Genomic DNA, 18,421 nt, shown 5'->3' with positions numbered 1-18,421 from the left:
ATGATTTCGAGTAGTTATTGGACTTTAACTTGTTCGGCAGTCTTATCCTCACTCCATGCCTTATATGTGATTTCTATTCATCGGACCAGAGATTTGCCCACGAACTTCCTTCAGATTCGTCCTCACGGACGACACCCTTGTCTTAGGCTATACACTTCCCACTACTAGGACGTGTTAGGGACTTTAACCCATTAGATTGCGCCCGAGGGCACTGAAAAAGTCCTCTAAATAAAGAAAACAATTTTAGTATTGAAAATGTTGAAAAATCCAGCATTTTCAATACTTTTTTGATATAATAGGAATATTAAATACAGGTGGTGATTTTATGTTAGAGCAGCAACAAAAATTAATCTTAAGCCCTTTTATGGCTATATACGATTTAGTGGTTCCAAAAGATAATCTATTAAGAAAAATAAACGAACTTATAGACTTTGATTTCGTATATCAGGAACTTACAGCTAAATATTGTATTGATAATAGCAGAAATGCTATAAATCCGATAAGAATGTTTAAGTATCTTCTACTTAAGTCTATTTTTGATTTGTCAGATGTTGATATAGTAGAACGCTCTAAGTATGATATGTCATTTAAATACTTTCTAGATATGGCTCCTGAAGAAGGTGTTATCAATCCAAGTTCTCTTACAAAATTCAGAAAACTGCGTTTAAAAGATATTAACTTATTGGATATGTTGATTAATAAAACAGTTTCAATCGCATTAGAAAAAGGAATTATAAATTCAAAATCTATTATAGTAGATTCAACGCATACGAAATCAAAATACAATCAAAAATCACCTCGTGAGATATTACAAGAACGCTCTAAACAATTAAGGAAAGCTGTTTATGAAATAGATGAATCTATAAAAAAATCCTTTCCAGCAAAGAATACCGAGGATTCTTTAGAACAAGAATTAGTTTATTGTGAAGAATTAATAAATGTAATAAAGGAAAATGAAGTTATTAGTAACTATCCTAAAGTTACCGAAAAAATAAATTTATTAGTGGAAACAGTTAATGATGATATTGAACATATACAATGTCCAAAAGATGAGGATGCTCGAATGGTCACAAAACAGCAGATACCGCTTTTTTTGGTTATAAGACTCATATCGCAATGACAGAAGAAAGAATAATTACAGCTGCTATAATAACAAGTGGAGAAAAAACAGATAGAAAACAACTAGAAGAACTAATTAATAAAAGTAAAAATACAGGTATGGAAATAAAAAATATTATTGGTGATAAAGCCTATTCAGAAAAGAAAAACATTGAGTATACTACAACAAATGATTTAAATTTAATTGCACAATTAAATTCGTCTATAACATAAGGACGTAGGACCAAAGAAGATGAATTTGAATTTAATAAAGATGCAGGAATGTACGTATGCAAAGCTGGTCATATGGCTTTTAGAAAAAGTTATCAAAATAGAGAGAAAAAACTTAAAAATCCAAGAGTATTATACGATTTTGATATAAATAAGTGTAAGATATGTCCATACCGTGAGGGATGTTATAAAGAAGGAGCCAAAAGAAAAACATATTCTGAAACTATGATATCAAACGTTCACAGTAAACAGGAAGAATTTCAAAATAGTGATTTTTTCAAAGAAAAAGCAAAGGAAATATATAATATTGAAGCTAAAAATAGTGAGTTAAAATATAGACTTGGATATGATACCGCATCTTATTCAGGTCTTTTTGGTATGGAAATACAAGGTGCGTTATCCATATTTGCAGTAAATATGAAGCGAATTATAAAATTAATGAATGAAAACTAAAATATATATGAAGTTATATGGACACTAAAAAACGATTCTTTCAAAAATAAATCCAAAATTGAAAGAGTCGTTTTTTTATTTCTAAAGTAGCGGTAATAAGTTATTAAAAAGCAGACTTTTTCAGTGCCCTCATTGCGCCCATGCTGGGCGCACCAAAAAAACTGCTAGACCTTTATATCATATCTAGCAGGCTTTAAATCTATATTATTCTTTCGGTTTGTTTTCTTTCATAACAACTCTACTTATACAAAATATCCTTAATAAGAAAAAAATTTGTTTACTGCTCTAACGATACGCTGTTTTTAGAGCAGTCAAAAGAACCTTTGGATCCTTTTTATATGGTGTTACTGGACATATTTTTTTATTTTTTACGCCCATTAAGGTATAGACTGCAATTCTTGCAGCCCTAACCGAATATTCTTCTGTAAATACCATATCTTCCGGTATTTCAACGAACTGGCTAATCATCGCAAAGTTTGTAGACCCTTCTGGTACCACTTTCGGGCGGTCTGTCATTTTACGTGGTTGGAACTGTGCGTCAACATATGGCATCATACATGGAATCACATTCACTACACTCTCCATAATTTCATCCATATGTTCTTCCATATGAAGATGGTGGAGTAATTCGGTCAAAATTTCTTCACCGGTACAATCACGCATTGATTTCTTTACATAATTACCGAGACGATCGGTATATAAACCATAGCCCCAAAAGATTGTAGTGTCCATTGGCTGATTTTTAAAATGAGGTTGCGCTGCAACTACAATGCTCATTAACCAATTGGAATCTTTAAATGTCATAAGTGCTCCACTACCTGGGATATTTCCAGAGAATTCTTCGATTAATTTTAATAATTTATTTCCTTTCATTGTTACTGTAAAGCTCTCCCAATTCGTTTCATCAGGATGTCCAAAAAACGGCTCAGGATTTCCAAGCCCCTCTTTCTTCTTTGCAACTTTACTCCAAAGTTCACCTGAAATTGGTCGATTTGCTTCATAGGTTGCTGGTGTGTACAAATCACCTAAAGATGCGCTATCTGTCATACAAGCATTGGTCATAAAACAAAGATCACCTTCATTTAGTACAAGGACTTCTTCATTTCCATCCCTTTCAAGATGAATGGCTGTTGCTGTTATCGTATCGTCATCAGCAAAATCAATATCTGTGACCGTTGCATTTATACTAAAATCAACTCCATGAGAATCTAAATAGCTCTTTAATGGTAGAATTACTGACTCATATTGGTTATATGGAGTACGTGTTACACCTTCCAGTGTTTCAATCCGTGAAAATTCAAATATCATACGTTCCATATAACGTTTGAATTCAAATAAACTAGACCATTTTTGAAAAGCAAATGTTGTTTGCCACATATACCAGAAATTTGTTTCAAAAAAGTGTGGTGTTTTCGCAAACCAATCTTCAATCGTCATATCATCTAGTTTTTCTTCTGGCGTAATCATTAATTTTCCAAGGGCCAAACGATCTGCGGTATTAAATCCCATGCTCTTTACATCTAAAATTTTACCATTTTTATCAACCAAACGAGCTTGTGCATGGGTTGGATGTAGATGATCAAAATTCAAAATTTCTTCTGTTACGCTCTTTCCTTTAACATCTAAAGATGGTATGGAAGAGAAAAGTTCCCAAAAGTTTTCATAAGTTTCTTCATTTAACATTCTACCACCGCGGCATATAAATCCTTGATCAACGTTACCTGCACCGTCGTTGCTACCGCCAAGAATTTTCATCCCTTCAAGAATATGAATGTTCTTACCCTCTACACCACAATCTCTTACTAGATATGCTGCACCTGCCAAAGAAGCTAATCCGCCTCCAACAAAATAAAATTGACGATTACTTTTATCCTTTGAACTACCATTTCCTAAATTCGTATAAGTTCTCTTATTTGATATTTTTGAGTTCTTACATTTTTGAGTCTTACACTTATTCATCTTCTTATTCGCATAAACGGTTGCTGCGGTAACTGCTCCTACCATTGCACCTAGTATTAAAACATTTCTCTTTTTATAACTTCTACACATTTTTTTATACTTCTTTTTTAAATACTTTTTATTCATAGTGATTTACCTCCAGATACATCCATCTCTTATTTTAAAATCTATTATTTCTTTTATTTTACCAGGTGAATCAATTACTTGATGCTTGTAGTATACCCAAATTTATATACTTTGTAATTAAACAAACTTTTTTCTCTGTCATAAAATTTGACATTCTTTAAAATATATTAAAAAAATAGACAAATCGCCAAGTTTGTCTATTTCGATATCCGAAAGATATTGTTAATATAATAATATTATTATAATGTTAATTTAAAATTACTGAAGCAATACCTGCGATTCCAAGACTTTAAATTGCATAGATAAAGAATTCGGTTAAAAAAATGTTCAACCTTAATTTAATTACCTACAGGAAACATGGGAGGGTTACTATGTCATTAGATAAAAAATTAAAACAAGCGGCGTTTGATACTGTCTTTTCCTTTTTCTTAAAGAATAAAGACCGTTCTACAAAATATGCAGCAAAAGGTATTATTGACGCAGCAAATACAATTAGCAAAGATAAAATATCAGAGCAAAGCATTACTACAATTAATAAAGAGTTCTTAACTCTTATGGAAGAATTAAAAGAAGATAAAATCAATGAATCCGATTTAAAAAATTGGGTAATTCATCGATTTCATCTATTCTAAAAATCCTGTCCATTTATCCTTTTTATAATAAAAATCGTTCATAAGCTAACTTTTCACAACTAGTCGCCAAATATTTCAAACGTTTGGCTAATTGTTCGGGTTGCTCTTTCATTCCTTTTTCAACCCATGAAATAACGGTACCGCAAATTCCATATGCAAAATAAGAAGCAAAAAATTTCTGATCTTCTGGTTTTAATACACGCTCTACATCCACTGCCTCAATTGCCTCTTCAAACAAAGTGACAGTAATATTAAATAGATAGTCTTTAAAACAAGTCTCATCCGCCTTTATCGTATTACTAAAAAAGGTTTGTTCTTCTTTCATATGTGTAAATAAAATTGATAATTTTTCATGCCAGTTTTCAAGAGTTATCCCTTCAATAACAGGCAAAAATCCTTCATTATAATAAATCCAATTTAGTAATTCATATTTATCTTGAAAATGATAATAAAAAGTTTGACGATTTAAACCACAGCTGTTCGTTATATCGGAAACTGTTATTTTACTAAATGACTTTGACTTTGTTAATTCTTTTAATCCTTGGGCTATCGCCTTTTTAGTAATCAGTGCTTCTGACATTAATTATCATACTCCCCTAACTTTTATCAATTCTATACGTTGAAGTCATCGAACAAAAATCTACCAATCAAAACTTCATAATTTATAGAAATAGTATAACCTATGATATTTTCTGTCGCAAGTAATTACTTCTTTTTTTATACTTTTTATCAATTGATTACAAAAGATTTACAATTTCATAAGCAGTTGATATAATAGCATTCTCTTTACTATTTTTCAAATTATTACTTTCTCAACTGGTATCTTTCTTGTTTTTAATATTAGCGTTTGGAATTGAAGATACTGCAATGTTAATGCTACATAATGACTCTGCTAACGGATGATAAGAACTAAAACTATTCTTTTACTGAATAGAAAAAATCCGTAAAACCTACTGACCCACCAACTGTTTTCGTTGAGTACAAGAAAAGGCCCACACGACAACCTGTAAAATGATCCAACTTAAAGTATAACTTAACTGTTGGTCCAAGTTTCACGAAGGATTCCCCTTCTTTATAATAAAACTCAACTTCATCAATATTATCATAAAAATTAGCCTTTAGTTGAAATGTAACTTTGCTTTGGGGGAATGGTATCCTTTCATATTCTTTTCCTGACTGTTTATCACTCCCCTTAATACCCCAGATGCTCTCACTTTCCTTTGGTTCTTTCCCAATCATTGCAAGATAAAATTTTTCATCTTCTTTGGTTAGAGCGATTAGTCCATAACAGCCCTGCAATGCACAGAGTCCAGCAAAATCTCCATTTTTCAACTGTCTTCCATCCACTGTGACAGTGGCTGTTGTGACTGGTCCTACCATTCTTTGTGTAAGAGTATTGGTTGCTAATGTTACATCGCCACTGATTTTACCCGAAATAATTCTCAATGCTTGAGGCTGTTTCGTTATGCACCATAAGTTATGTTCCGGAGTATGGTTCCATTGCCATACTTTTTTTAATTGAATTCGACCTTTTTCATCTGGTATGTAATTAAAATTATCACTATCATATAAGGGTGGATACACATGCTCTGGATAAGTGCTTGGAATTGTGATATAATGTGGCACCTTATTCTCTATGCCAAACACTGGGAAGTCATTGATAAATTGAACGGGAATTAGGACCGGAATCCGTCCAATTGCACCATGGTCTTGAAAACACATAGCGAACCAATCCCCCCAAGGAGTATCCACAATACCACCTTGAGCAACTCCTTGATTGAGATATCCCATATCATCATCTAATACATCTTTTCCAACAAATTCACTTTCAATTGAATTAGCTACGTAACAAGCCTCTGTTCTTCTACCAAAACCATCCTTTGGCCAATGTATTAAGAACAAATAATATTTACCATTGATTTTATAAAAATGAGCTCCCTCATAGCCAAGTGTTACATTTCCTTTTTCTTCAACAATTACTCGTGAAATACCGCCAACTTTTGGTTCAGTTAATTCTTTATTTAGTTCAACTAAATGAATCTTACTATTTCCATATACGATAAATACTCGACCATCATCATCGAACAATAGCGAGCAATCATGATAAAATCCCTCAATTATCTGTTTTTCCCAAGGTCCCATGATATTATTTGAGTGGTATAAATACGTTTTACCGGTATCATTACAAACAAAGCAAACATAAAATTTACTATTATGGTATCGAATTGACGCTGCCCACATGCCTTTTCCATAAATAGTTTCATCTCCGACAAGGCACTGAGCTGGAGTGCGATCCAATTCTTCATAAACATAAGTTATAATTTCCCAATGAATCAAGTCATAAGAACGTAAAATCACTCCCCCAGGCATAAAATGCATAGTCGTGCTTATCATATAATAAGTATCTTCAACTCTTATAACATCTGGGTCCGGATAATCAGACCAAATGATTGGATTATTCTTCATATATATGTCCATGCCTCTTATTGCACAAATCTCCATGAAATTGCTGGCATGGACTCGGTCCCCCCCCCTTTATTCATTCATGTTATAACTTTAAACCTTTTCACCTTTTACTTATTAAATATTAATTGTACATAATTATAAAAACCTAGGTACCACACCTTAAAATCATGCACACCACCTTCGATTTCTTGCCATTTAAAATTCTCATCTTCACGTAATCTTTCTGATAAAGATGTGATGTTTAGTACAGCATTTGTTGCATGTGGCCAAGCAATTCCATCTGCAGTTCCACAGATGTTATAAAAATAATTAATATCATAATCTTTAAAATTATCCAGCGCACTTACAATCTTTGCAGATGTATTTGTCGTCGGGCAAGCTGAAAATGCACCAAAATAACTAATAATATCAAGTGATTCACACAAGCCAATATTAATTGTTTGCATCGCTCCCATAGAAAGGCCACCCATCGCACGATGTTCTCTCGCCAATGTTAAGTCATAACCTTGTTCGTTATATTCTGCAAACGTTGCAAAATTTGCATCGATATATGGAATTAAGTCATTGCGTAACTCATTTCCAAACTTATAAAATGAGTTATGGTCTGAATTTGTATTGGCATAGTTGACACTGGATCTTCCATTTGGTACCACTACAATAAATGGTTCGATGTCTCCGTAATAAACTAAATTATCCATAATTGCTTTTAGGGTAGATGCATTGTGATACATTCCCCATTCCTTCTCATTTCCACCAATGCCATGCATTAAATATAAAACGTTATACTGCTTTTCCTCATCGTAGCCATAAGGAAGATACACATAAGCCGGTTTCTTTAACGGAGCATTATCTCCAAAATAGTCAAATGTATCATAATAGATTAGTTGAATGCTTCCACTATATTCCGAACGTATTGCGGAATATTTCTCTGGGATTTCATAGCTAATTTCTGCAGTAGGATCAAAATTCTCAGGTGATAAGGTTGGAACTAGGGCCGCTTGACCTAATGATTTCGATGGTTCCACTTTAAAAACAGTATCCTCTTTTTTTGTTGACTGCTCTGTTTTAGTTTCTTCCCCTGTAATCTTTTGTTCCTCAGCTTTCGTTGGTACTACTGTAGATAATAATTCCTCATTTGTTGATGTATCAGTGCTATTTTGTATTGTATTTGTTTCATCCATTCCAGCAACCTCCGTATTCATCGATGTTTCTATCAACTTTGATGGTACCTCTTGGTTCGAACAGGAAACCATCAATAGATTTAGTACACAAATAACCACAACTAAAAAGAACTTCATGCAACAAATTTGTATGATTTCATTTGTTCATCATACTCTCCTTCCAATCACATACGAATCAAGCGTTTAAATTGTTATACATGTATAATACAGTAAGTACTTCTAACTATTTGTTATTCATTTATATTTCAGTAAGTACTTCTAACTATTTGTTATTCATATATAATACAGTAAGTACTTTTAACTATTTGTTATTCATATATATTTCAGTAAATACTTCTATCTATTTGCTTAAAAATCCATGATACGATAGTATGCTTCTTTAGGTCTATGCTCCTCATCAAATAACAATGGCCAATTTTTACGATCCCTTACAGGGAAATTATCCAACCAAGTGACATCGTCTGCAACTCCCCACAAGGTAACACAGTCAATATAATCTTTATATTCTCGGAATATACGAAATGCAGTTTCATATGTCTTTGCCTGCTTTTTAAGTAATTCAACGGAAGGTTTTAATAATCTAGTATGATCATTGTACTCAAAAAGGGAGACATCCATTTCTGTAATATGTATTTTCATATTCAAATCAGCATAGGCTTCAATTGTACGTTTTAGATCTTCCTCTGATGGAAAATAAATGTTGTGATGACATTGTAAACCTACACCATCAATAGGAACACCTCTTTCCTTCATCCCTTTTATCACCTGAATTGTTTTTGCTTGTTTTTCAATATTGCACTCATTATAATCGTTATAAAACAATTCCGTATTCGGCAGTTGTTCCTTCACCATGTGAAATATGGTATCCATAAAATTTTCACCAAGTATCTCTACCCATTTGGATTGACGCATAACTAATCCAGTTTTATCCTCAATCGCTTCATTTACTACATCCCAGCAATAGACCTGTTCCTTATATCTCTCCCCTAGAATAGCAAAGTGGCTTTTGATACGATTTAATAGTTGCTCTTTACTACCTTCAAATACCCAATCTGGTGTCTGATTATGCCAAGCAAACGTATGTCCACGAACAGGAATGTTGTTTTCTGCTGCAAATTCAACAATTTTATCTGCTTTATGAAAGTCATAAATTCCTTCCTGCTTCGTAACACTGGAATACTTCATCTCATTTTCACATGTAATACTGTTAAAATGTTCTTTTATTATTTCAGCATGACTTTCTATTGTTTTATCACTAACTGCTACCCCAACCTTAAAAAAATTCTTATACTTCTCTTTCAGCATAATACTCCTCCATGCACCAAACCTTTGATTATAAAATACGTAGTTTATTTTCATTCATATTGATTTATTCGTTACTTTCATATGACTTTTTATATTAATAAATGCGATACCTTCCAGCTAACATTAAAAGGCAAAAGAAATATAGACAATTATCATAATACCTGCGATCACCTTTTCTAAGAGGCGTATTTAAAAATAAATTCACCCATTCTAGACGATATTTACCTGTAGCAGCTAATGATCCCGCTGCATTGGTAGCGATTATGGCGATAGGATGTAATGCAAATTGATCCAATGCTGTTCCATCGATTAAGTAATTGTTAAAATCTATTAAATTCGTTTTTTCCGAGAAAAATGTTTGTAATTTATCAACAATTACTCCAAGAGTCGCATCTTTATGAAACCAAGCTGCATCTAAACCAATGTTCATTGCCACACGGTATGCATCAGAATAAAATTGTCCATCATGGAACAAACGCTTAGGTAAACCACTATATTCCGCATATTCTGGAGCCATACCCGTAACGTCATCACAGGTAATATGTAAGAATTCTCGACTTGCTATAGCTGCCGTTTTCCAGAAACTTCGGTCTTCCTCTTTTGCCCAAAGTGAAAATAATTCATAAAAATGAGGCAAATGATAGGATGGATCGGTATAATCCACCTCGGGAACGAACCTGATATAGTGATTGCTCTGATCCCACATAGCACGGCCATCCACTACCAATTCATTCTGATGTAGGCAGTGCCATAGAATGTCTTTTGCTTGTTCACTATAATTAAACGGTGGTATGCCATCGCCCCAGCGGTGACTTGCAAACATTAACGCCATAGCAAAATATTCTTCACCATCTGGTGCAGGCCCTTGTGAATTCTTTGTTCCATCTGGAGATACCGACCATGCAAAATATCCCTCGTATTTACCACTAGATTGGTACATGTATGTTTTAGAAAATAGCCACAGACGATCAAATATATCTTTACGATCCATTTGAACCGCCATCATCATACCATAACTCATTCCTTCTGATCTTACATCAAGGTTACCTGTATCCAGTAGGTACCCCATATTCTCTCCAGATTCAAAGTAAAACTTTTCTTCATTATCAAAAAATATCGTTTGAAAAACATCTTGTATTCTTTTCTCAATTTCTTCTTCCGAAATCCCAAACTCACTGATAAGATTAGGATATGTTCCAGTATAAAATGCACCATCCATCCTTTTATTACTCCTTTTTATCTTACTTTGAATAACCAAACGCTAGAATCGTAAAACTTTTATCTAAACTATCCTTTGACATTTTAATCTTGACACAATGATTATCTGCAATTTTTTCGTTTATTAAAGATACCGTGATTGGATTATTCCATCCCCCACTTTGGTAACCATCAATACTCATTACTAATTTGGAATCCACGTATATCTCTGCAGTTCCATACGAAGTATCTGAACTTGCCTTATAGACGATTAGAAGGTTTTTGCAATTTAAATTCATTATTAATTTCTCATCTTCTTGCTCCTTATCCTTCATCCAATTCTCTGGAAATGTTGGTTTATTGCCCATAAATCTTCCTATCTTTTCATCAAATGCAGAAAAACCACCAGGAATAATCTCAATCTCATCCCCTTTATAAGAACGATCAACCATTTGGATTTTTTCATAAGCTTTACCAATCTTAGCTTCCAATGGAATTGTAATATCTTCACTATGTTTCTCCATTTCATCAATTGCATTAAAGTAATTCTTTATACAATTGGCCATTATCGTATGCCCATAGGTCGTTGGGTGATATTGATCTGCAAAAAATAATGCATCCGTCATTCTCCCTTCTTCTAATTCAGGAACAACTGCATCTTTTATACTAATCATTGGAAGCTCATAATACTCCCCTACTGGAATATAAAGATTCTGCATATTCCACTTTGATTGAAACACACTAAACATTAGGACCACAGCAGGTCTGTTTTTTGATGAAAGTACTTTTCTAACCAAACTTTCATAAGCCTCACCATTCGTTGGTTCTTGATAATCATTTACTGCAAACTCAATAAAAACGATGTCTGGTTCAATGTTTCCATATTCAGTAACATCTCTATCATACCTTAAAATTCCAAGGGTAGATGGCGTACCCCCCATACCAGCATTTACAAATGAAACATTGCTACCATCGCCCTGCCCGTAGGTATCTTTAAAATATTCATATGTCTGATATGCATAACTTTTACTAGCACTGGATGCACCTGCGCCCTCGGTTATCGATCCCCCAATATATGCAATCGTAACTTTCTCTCCTTGTTTCGCTTTTTCAATTGCCGTTTTCATGCGATAAGTATTTCCCGTAGATACCAATGATCGTTTCAACATTGTATTATAAACCTCTTTTTTTTCAGTCTTCTTATTTTCATCCTTCTTACCTACTGATTGTGGTAATGCTTCCTGATTCTTATCTTTCTGTTCTAAATCTATCTGATCTATTTCTTCCTGTTTCGCTTCTTCCTGAATCGTGTCTTCCTGATCCTTGACTAACTCACTTTTTAAGTCTTTACTTTTTTCGTTTTTACCCAAATCATTCTCTACTATATTTAAATCATATTGGTTTGTCTTATCTTGTACTGTTTCACCTAACTTCCTTTTACTACACCCAGAAAAAGAAAGAATGACTAGTATAAAGCTTAAGAGTATAATTCCCCAATTATATTTCATTCCAATACCTCTAATTCATACTCGATATGAAAATCTTTAACTTCTAATGTATTTTTTGTTTTCCGCCCACATGAGCTTGCGTAAACTCCTATTGTATTACCAACAAATCCACCAGCTACTTCTGTGCTCATTTCATGAATGTCTACATCCTTTAGCACCTGATAATCCACTTGATTATATTGAAAAATAAAATCAGCCCTTTGACCGTGTCCTATTATTTTAAATCCAATGATATGATCCTGTGAATCTGTCATAAAATCGGATAATAATCGTTCCGCTAAAAGTTGCTCTTTTTCTTTTATACATTTTACAAGTTGAATCCTACAATGATTAAATTCACACTCTTCACATTGCTTTATTCGAAACAAGATGTAGTATTCATTACTCTGTAATATTGCAATCCCTGCCTCTTCCTCAGCAAGCAACCTATCTAACTCAATCGTCAGATTCGCACTATAAAAGTATTCCAGTTGACGAAATCCAAGATACGCTGGGCTTTTCAGTTCTTTTAACGTCTCAGGAAGTAATTTCATCATAATCTTATCTTTTTCCAGTGTATAAAAATCACTACTTGGATTCCGTAGCATTAGCACATCCTGCTTATTAGTTAAGGATTCTAGTAAAGATTGTTTTTTAATCTTTTCTTTTTCGTTACATGGATAAGGTAGGGAAACCCAATCTTCTAGTTTACCAATTCCTGGGTTTACCACTGGCCATCCGTCCTCCCACACTACCTTAGCAAGGAATGTTTCTCTACCCAAGCCTATGTAGCCCTCGCAACGTCTGCTTGCTAACATAACCACATACCAATTGCCATCAGCATCATCTACGAGATCTCCGTGTCCTACATATACAACAGGATAATCTTTTCCTAAGTGTCTATGTGTTAGAATTGGATTCTTCGGATTGTTTTCATATGGTCCTAAAATATGTCTACTACGTGCAACTGTAACTGCATGATCTGGTCCCGTACCACCTTCTGCATTTAATACATAATAATAACCATCTTTATGATAAATGTGGGGACCTTCCGGCCATATCACATCTTTTAATGCACCTTTCCAAATCGCGTAGCTCTCACCTACCAATTGCATGTGATTCAAATCAAGCTCTTGCACCCATATTTCCCAATCTCCATTGTATTGAACTCCAGTAGGATTTGGTCTAGTACCAACATAATAACAAGTTCCATCTTCGTCAAAGAATAAGCTAGGATCGATGCCAATCGCCTTCTCACCTAAATAATAAGGTTCTGACCATGGTCCCCTTGGATTTGTTGCTGTAACAATAAAATTACCACCACCTGAAACATTCGTTGTAATCATATAGTAGGTATTCTCATGATAACGTATTGTTGGTGCAAAAATACCACCTGAGTGCTTACTGTTTTTTAATGGAAGCTGTGATTTGCGATTTAATATATTTCCTATTTGCGTCCAATCCGCTAAGTTTTTACTATGAAAAATAGGAACACCTGGAAAATAAGCGAAGCTTGAGTGAACCAGATAAAAATCATTTTCTACTCTGCAAATCGATGGATCTGGGTAAAAACCAGATAATATTGGATTCTTTACAACGTTCATATGGATTACCTCTCTATCATACATGTAGTTTTTTCAAGAAACATTTTACATTAACTTTAAAATTTTATCCCATAATTCCTATTGATGAAATGTCCAGGAATGAATTCGATATCCAGAACCAGAAAAAACAAAATAAAGATCATGAACTCCTGTTAACTCTGCTACTGAAACCGTTACTTCCATCACCTTATCAAAGCTTCCCGTTTCACTAATCTTTGCGAAAGTTATTGCTTTGCCATTTAGTTTATCTGCGCAAACCTTCACGGCACCAGAACCTTCACTTGCAAAGCGTATGGTTAATTCTTTTGCTCCCTTATCTCCAAAATCCAGACCACTAATCTTTAACCAGTCACCACTATCAATGTCAGAAACCGTAACTTTCGTAGTTTCTTTGAAGCTTTTTTTCTTTTCTTCTGCTATAGATATTCCAGAAGAATTTGACATCGTCGTAGCTAATATTTCCTCATAAGGATTTAGTGTTGACAATTGTTTTACTCCATTTTTATCTGCTTGAACTGGACTTATTGTTCCATCTTCATTCAAAGTGACTGCATTAACACTTGTACTACGATAACCACCGGTTAGTTTTTGTGAATCTTGTAATATCTGAGTGTGATAAAATATATACCACTGACCTTTAAACTCAACCATACTATGATGATTATTTCCCCCCGTTCCAAAAAAATGTCCCGGGTTCTTTAATATAGACCCTTGATAATCCCATGGGCCAAGTGGCGATTTGCTTGTCATATAAATAATTTCACCAGCAATAGGAATATGTTCGCCCGTTGCGTTTGCCCTGCTACTAAAATTCGAACAATAGGAATAATAATAAGTATCACCTATCTTGTTAATGCCCGAGTCCTCAAATAAAAATGGGGCATCGATTACAACAGCATCACCAACCGTGCTTATCATATCCTCTCCTAATTCAATAACTCTCGCTGTTTTTGGTGACTCCTCAAGACCTTCTGGTACTCCACCTCCAAAATATAAATAGGAGCTTCCATCGTCATCATTTAATACTGCTGGATCAAACATCCATGCTACTCCTTCACAGTTTGGAGTTTCTCTCGTTATGAAAGGTTTTCCAATTGGGTCTCGAAACGGACCGATTGGACTATCTGCCGTTAATACACCAATACCCCTTGCACTATCTGCAAAATAAACAAAAAATTGTTCTTTTCCATCAATTACTTTCCAGGTTGCAGCAGGTGCCCATGAATTTTTCGCCCATGTGCTCACACCTTGTATACCACCAATATGGATCCAACCATGATCTGTCCAATTTACTAAATCAGCAGAGGATATACACCGCAAACTATTGATATTAGCATACGTGTTTTGAGAAAGATTTCCTGCAGCATCGTACATGTACACATCTTGAGTCATATATACATACACGCGGTCATTGTAAACCATTGCAAATGGATCTGCTCCATAATCCTGTGCAATCAATGGGTTATTCTCCCATAATTGTTTGATCGCCTCTTTAACTTCTACATCATGAAATAATACTTCTAAATCTTCTTGAATCATATCTTCTTTTTCCTCTCCATTATTTTCTTCCTGTGTTGTTCCGTCTTGATTAAATTCCTTTGCATCTGAATTCTCCTCTATAACCTTTATCCCTTCCGTAGTTTTTAATTCGTTTTTATTACTACATCCAATTAAAATAATTGCTATAAAAAAGCTTATGAATAAAAACGATCGTTGGAACAAATGTGAATGACTCATAATTTGTTCATGCCTACTACACAAATTATCTCTAACGTGTCGGCATGGATTTAGGCCCCCTTTGTTCATTTATTTTTAAACTGTAATGGCTATCCCGTTATCCCTATTCTGGATGAATTACCTATTAATATTTCTTAACTGATGGATCTAACAATGCACCGAAAAATGCTCTCTTAGGTTTTAAATTTTTATCAAATAGCAAAGGGTAACTAGGTTTATCCGGTTTATTAATCCAAGAACGATCGTCAGATAATCCCCATACCGTAACACCTGTTATATTTGCTTTTCCTTTATTTAAGCAATTAAGCAATATTGAAAATATAGTGCGATATCTAGTAGCTAATTTCTCCTGTGCTTCCTCCGTATCTTCCGGACATGCAATATCAAGCTCTGTAATCTGTATCTCTAAACCTAGTTCTGAATATTTATTAATTGCATACTGGTAATCAAGAGTCGTTGGATAGTCAATTTGTATGTGATCTTGCAAACCAACACCATCAATGATTCCTTTTTCTTTTAATTTATTTACTAATTCACATATTGCGAAGAGTTTACTTTTTTCATAAGTTCCATAATCGTTATAGAACAATTTCTGATTCTTATCCGTATATTTCCTAGCAAAAGTAAAGGCCTGTTCAATATAATCATCACCAATTACTTCATACCAATAATTGTTTTTTATACGAATACCATCTTTATGGCCATCCCCAATTTCAATAGCCTCATTCACTACATCCCATGCGTAAACAACGCCCTCATAATTTGTATTGACATACTCCATCTCTTGCTTAATATAATTTTCCATTCTTGCTAACATTACTTCTCTTGTTACAAACGGAGCATCTTCACTCTTATCAAAACCTTCTGTAAATAACCACCTTGGAGTCTGGGAATGCCAAACTAAAGTATGAGCACGCATTTTAATATCATTTTCTTTTGCAAAATTTAATGCAACAACAGCGTTTTTCATATTTACAACCGGATATTCCTCATCACCTTGTTCCAGTGTTGCAGCATAATCCAATGTAAAGTCTGCCTTCATTTCATTTTCACATGTTATACTACTAAACTGAGATGTAACGAAATCGGCTTTTATCTTGTTTTCAATATCCGGTTTCGCTAATGCTACTCCAATATGAAACTTGTCTTTATATACATCTTTTATACTTGCTAAGGCCCCTGTCTTAGTATAATTTTCATAGTAAGCGTTATCTTCCATTGTAGAGGCTACGTTATCTTTCTCTTTCTCCTTCCCATCCTCAGGGGCGGCTGTAATCCCTTGACTTACGGCTTGTGTAGGCTCAACGGAAGTATCCTTTGTATTTTGTTCCTTTTTATCACATGACATGAATACAAAACCACAACATAACACGGAATATAACAGTATTAGGTTTCTATATTTTAAAAAAAGTTTCATTTCCCCCTCCTAGCAGTTGAAATCACTTATATTTAGATAAAACAGGGGAGTTATAGCTATCTCCCCTGTTTTCTTAGGAATTCCTATGTAATACTTTTATTTATTTGCATCGTTTAATAACGCTTCCCATGTTCCGGATATTTCTTCCGCTTTTTCAGCAGGAGTCTTACCTAATGCATAAACATCGTATGCAATATCTCCGAAGCTAGTACCGTAAACAAACTGCAAGTAATCATTATTTATAATTGCACCATCATACATCATAGCTAATGTTTCATCAACTGCTCTTTCATCACGGAATCTAGTATAATAATAGTCTTTCCAGGAATCTGCATCCTCTTCATATCCTGGTGTAGGATTCGTCCATAAATTATAAGCAAATGCTATCTTTTCAGCAGTTTCTTTATCATAGCAGGATGGAATCACTGCTATATTATCACTAAAGTATGCAGCGTATCCTTCACTCTTAGGTCCCTTTGGAAATAATACAAAACCGAAATCGTCTGTCATGTCTTCCCATGTTCCAGTTCTATATTGCTCACCAACTTGCATAGCTACCTTAGCATCGTGGAATGCTGAAATGAACCAGTCCCAGTTTGCATCTGGTGATGGTACAGGCATTTCATAACCTTTTTGAATCAATCCTACCGCCCATTGCATTGCTTCTACCCAGTTCGGTTCTAATGTTCCATTGTAGAATTTACCTTGTGCATCTTTACCGATGAAACGAGCATCGTTACTAGTTACCGCTCCTCTAAAGAAGTCTACTGAGAAACTTACCATTGCATAACTATCCATAATACCATCGTTATTGTTATCAATTGTTAACTTCTTGCAAAGTTCTTCAAACTTTTCCCAAGTCCAATCACCACTTGCTTGCAAATCATAAGGAAGATTTGGATCTAAACCTGCTTCTTCGAATAATCTCTTATTCCAATATACACCAAGTTTTGGCTCTGCTCTTCCTGAAGCCATACCATAAATTGAATTACCATATGTCATGGTACTAATAACTGATGGATTCCACTTACTTTCCTTAAAATCAAAGCTCTCAAGTGTTGCTAAGTCATATAATAATCCGTTTGAAAGTGGTTGAGCAATCCAGTTTGGTGCCATAATAAATACATCCGCTGCAGGATCTTCTGCCATAATAGAGGTTGTAAGTACTTCTTGGTAAGTATCCCAATCACCAACCGCGATTTGAGTCATTTTGAAGTTATACTTTTTCTGAATCATTTCACGGTATTCTTGAGTCGCTTCTTCTTGAGCAGTTGTTGGTGGTGTTGCTTCCCCAGTAGACCACCAATCACCAATTGTTATTTCCATACCTCCAAGATCCATTTCTGGTTCTGGTTCACTGGTTGGAGTAACTTCTTGCGTCGGTGTAGCTTCAGCAGCTGCTTCCGTTGGTGTTACATTTGAATTTGTTTTCTCAACTTCTTTTCCCCCACAAGCAGTTAACATAGCCATACTCAAAGCTGCAACTAATGTTATGGCTACTTTTTTCTTTAACTTTTTCATCATAATA

At 34.4% G+C, this 18,421-nt stretch carries 12 protein-coding genes and 1 pseudogene; 2 read left to right on the top strand and 11 right to left on the bottom strand.

The annotated features are described in order from the left end of the window. Nucleotides 1–325: 325 nt before the first annotated feature. A pseudogene (locus BN4220_RS19860) lies at nucleotides 326–1,782 on the top strand (IS1182 family transposase). Nucleotides 1,783–2,067: 285 nt separating this feature from the next. Here BN4220_RS19860 and BN4220_RS13025 read toward each other — a convergent pair. Beyond that, on the bottom strand, nucleotides 2,068–3,831 hold the full coding sequence (locus BN4220_RS13025; protein WP_066720947.1) for an oleate hydratase: 1,764 nt from the start codon (nucleotides 3,829–3,831) through the stop codon (nucleotides 2,068–2,070). 407 nt (nucleotides 3,832–4,238) lie between these two features. Here BN4220_RS13025 and BN4220_RS13020 point away from each other — a divergent pair, with 407 nt between their 5' ends. After that, complete coding sequence (locus tag BN4220_RS13020; RefSeq protein ID WP_066717044.1) at nucleotides 4,239–4,499, top strand: hypothetical protein; 261 nt, start codon at nucleotides 4,239–4,241, stop codon at nucleotides 4,497–4,499. Nucleotides 4,500–4,521: 22 nt separating this feature from the next. Here BN4220_RS13020 and dhaS read toward each other — a convergent pair whose 3' ends face one another. The 10 genes from dhaS to BN4220_RS12970 form a co-directional block, all read right to left on the bottom strand. Further along, nucleotides 4,522–5,079 (bottom strand): dihydroxyacetone kinase transcriptional activator DhaS, encoded by a 558-nt coding sequence (gene dhaS / locus BN4220_RS13015; RefSeq protein WP_066717041.1) that lies wholly within the window; start codon nucleotides 5,077–5,079, stop codon nucleotides 4,522–4,524. A 335-nt stretch (nucleotides 5,080–5,414) separates the two neighbouring features. Next, nucleotides 5,415–6,965, bottom strand: coding sequence for a glycoside hydrolase family 43 protein (locus tag BN4220_RS13010; RefSeq protein ID WP_066717038.1), 1,551 nt, complete (start codon nucleotides 6,963–6,965; stop codon nucleotides 5,415–5,417). 107 nt (nucleotides 6,966–7,072) lie between these two features. Next, entirely contained in the window at nucleotides 7,073–8,182 is a 1,110-nt protein-coding gene (locus BN4220_RS13005; RefSeq protein WP_197467937.1) for an alpha/beta hydrolase, read from the bottom strand. A gap of 312 nt (nucleotides 8,183–8,494) precedes the next feature. Beyond that, complete coding sequence (locus tag BN4220_RS13000) at nucleotides 8,495–9,451, bottom strand: endo-1,4-beta-xylanase (protein ID WP_066717029.1); 957 nt, start codon at nucleotides 9,449–9,451, stop codon at nucleotides 8,495–8,497. Nucleotides 9,452–9,545: 94 nt separating this feature from the next. Continuing rightward, nucleotides 9,546–10,670: a glycosyl hydrolase family 8 gene (locus BN4220_RS12995; RefSeq protein ID WP_197467936.1), complete on the bottom strand. Its 1,125-nt coding sequence runs from the start codon at nucleotides 10,668–10,670 to the stop codon at nucleotides 9,546–9,548. A 22-nt stretch (nucleotides 10,671–10,692) separates the two neighbouring features. After that, nucleotides 10,693–12,156, bottom strand: coding sequence for an SGNH/GDSL hydrolase family protein (locus BN4220_RS12990; RefSeq protein WP_066717027.1), 1,464 nt, complete (start codon nucleotides 12,154–12,156; stop codon nucleotides 10,693–10,695). Beyond that, nucleotides 12,153–13,739 carry a glycoside hydrolase family 43 protein gene (locus tag BN4220_RS12985; RefSeq protein WP_066717025.1) on the bottom strand — a complete coding sequence of 529 codons (1,587 nt, stop codon included), beginning with the start codon at nucleotides 13,737–13,739 and terminating at the stop codon, nucleotides 12,153–12,155. Before BN4220_RS12985 ends, BN4220_RS12990 begins: the two co-directional genes overlap by 4 nt. 78 nt (nucleotides 13,740–13,817) lie before the next feature. Next, nucleotides 13,818–15,476, bottom strand: a complete 1,659-nt coding sequence (locus BN4220_RS12980; protein ID WP_066717017.1) for a glycoside hydrolase family 43 protein — start codon at nucleotides 15,474–15,476, stop codon at nucleotides 13,818–13,820. Between the two features lie 124 nt (nucleotides 15,477–15,600). Next, nucleotides 15,601–16,893: an endo-1,4-beta-xylanase gene (locus BN4220_RS12975; protein WP_066717015.1), complete on the bottom strand. Its 1,293-nt coding sequence runs from the start codon at nucleotides 16,891–16,893 to the stop codon at nucleotides 15,601–15,603. 96 nt (nucleotides 16,894–16,989) lie between these two features. Continuing rightward, a complete protein-coding gene (locus BN4220_RS12970; protein WP_066717013.1) occupies nucleotides 16,990–18,417 on the bottom strand; it encodes an ABC transporter substrate-binding protein in 1,428 nt (475 codons plus the stop codon). Nucleotides 18,418–18,421: the final 4 nt, after the last annotated feature.

This window comes from Clostridium sp. Marseille-P299 (genome assembly GCF_900078195.1).
GTDB lineage: Bacteria > Bacillota > Clostridia > Lachnospirales > Lachnospiraceae > Lachnoclostridium.
The sequence above is the reverse complement of the archived record's forward strand: the minus strand, read 5'-3'. Positions and strand labels throughout refer to the sequence as shown.

Bases quoted from the DNA above. Each gene is read 5' to 3' on its own strand.
- BN4220_RS13025 (WP_066720947.1), bottom strand. From the start codon at position 3,831: ATGTGTAGAAGTTATAAAAAGAGAAATGTTTTAATACTAGGTGCAATG.
- BN4220_RS13020 (WP_066717044.1), top strand. From the start codon at position 4,239: ATGTCATTAGATAAAAAATTAAAACAAGCGGCGTTTGATACTGTCTTT.
- dhaS (WP_066717041.1), bottom strand. From the start codon at position 5,079: ATGTCAGAAGCACTGATTACTAAAAAGGCGATAGCCCAAGGATTAAAA.
- BN4220_RS13010 (WP_066717038.1), bottom strand. From the start codon at position 6,965: ATGAAGAATAATCCAATCATTTGGTCTGATTATCCGGACCCAGATGTT.
- BN4220_RS13000 (WP_066717029.1), bottom strand. From the start codon at position 9,451: ATGCTGAAAGAGAAGTATAAGAATTTTTTTAAGGTTGGGGTAGCAGTT.
- BN4220_RS12995 (WP_197467936.1), bottom strand. From the start codon at position 10,670: ATGGATGGTGCATTTTATACTGGAACATATCCTAATCTTATCAGTGAG.
- BN4220_RS12990 (WP_066717027.1), bottom strand. From the start codon at position 12,156: ATGAAATATAATTGGGGAATTATACTCTTAAGCTTTATACTAGTCATT.
- BN4220_RS12985 (WP_066717025.1), bottom strand. From the start codon at position 13,739: ATGAACGTTGTAAAGAATCCAATATTATCTGGTTTTTACCCAGATCCA.
- BN4220_RS12980 (WP_066717017.1), bottom strand. From the start codon at position 15,476: ATGAGTCATTCACATTTGTTCCAACGATCGTTTTTATTCATAAGCTTT.
- BN4220_RS12975 (WP_066717015.1), bottom strand. From the start codon at position 16,893: ATGAAACTTTTTTTAAAATATAGAAACCTAATACTGTTATATTCCGTG.
- BN4220_RS12970 (WP_066717013.1), bottom strand. From the start codon at position 18,417: ATGATGAAAAAGTTAAAGAAAAAAGTAGCCATAACATTAGTTGCAGCT.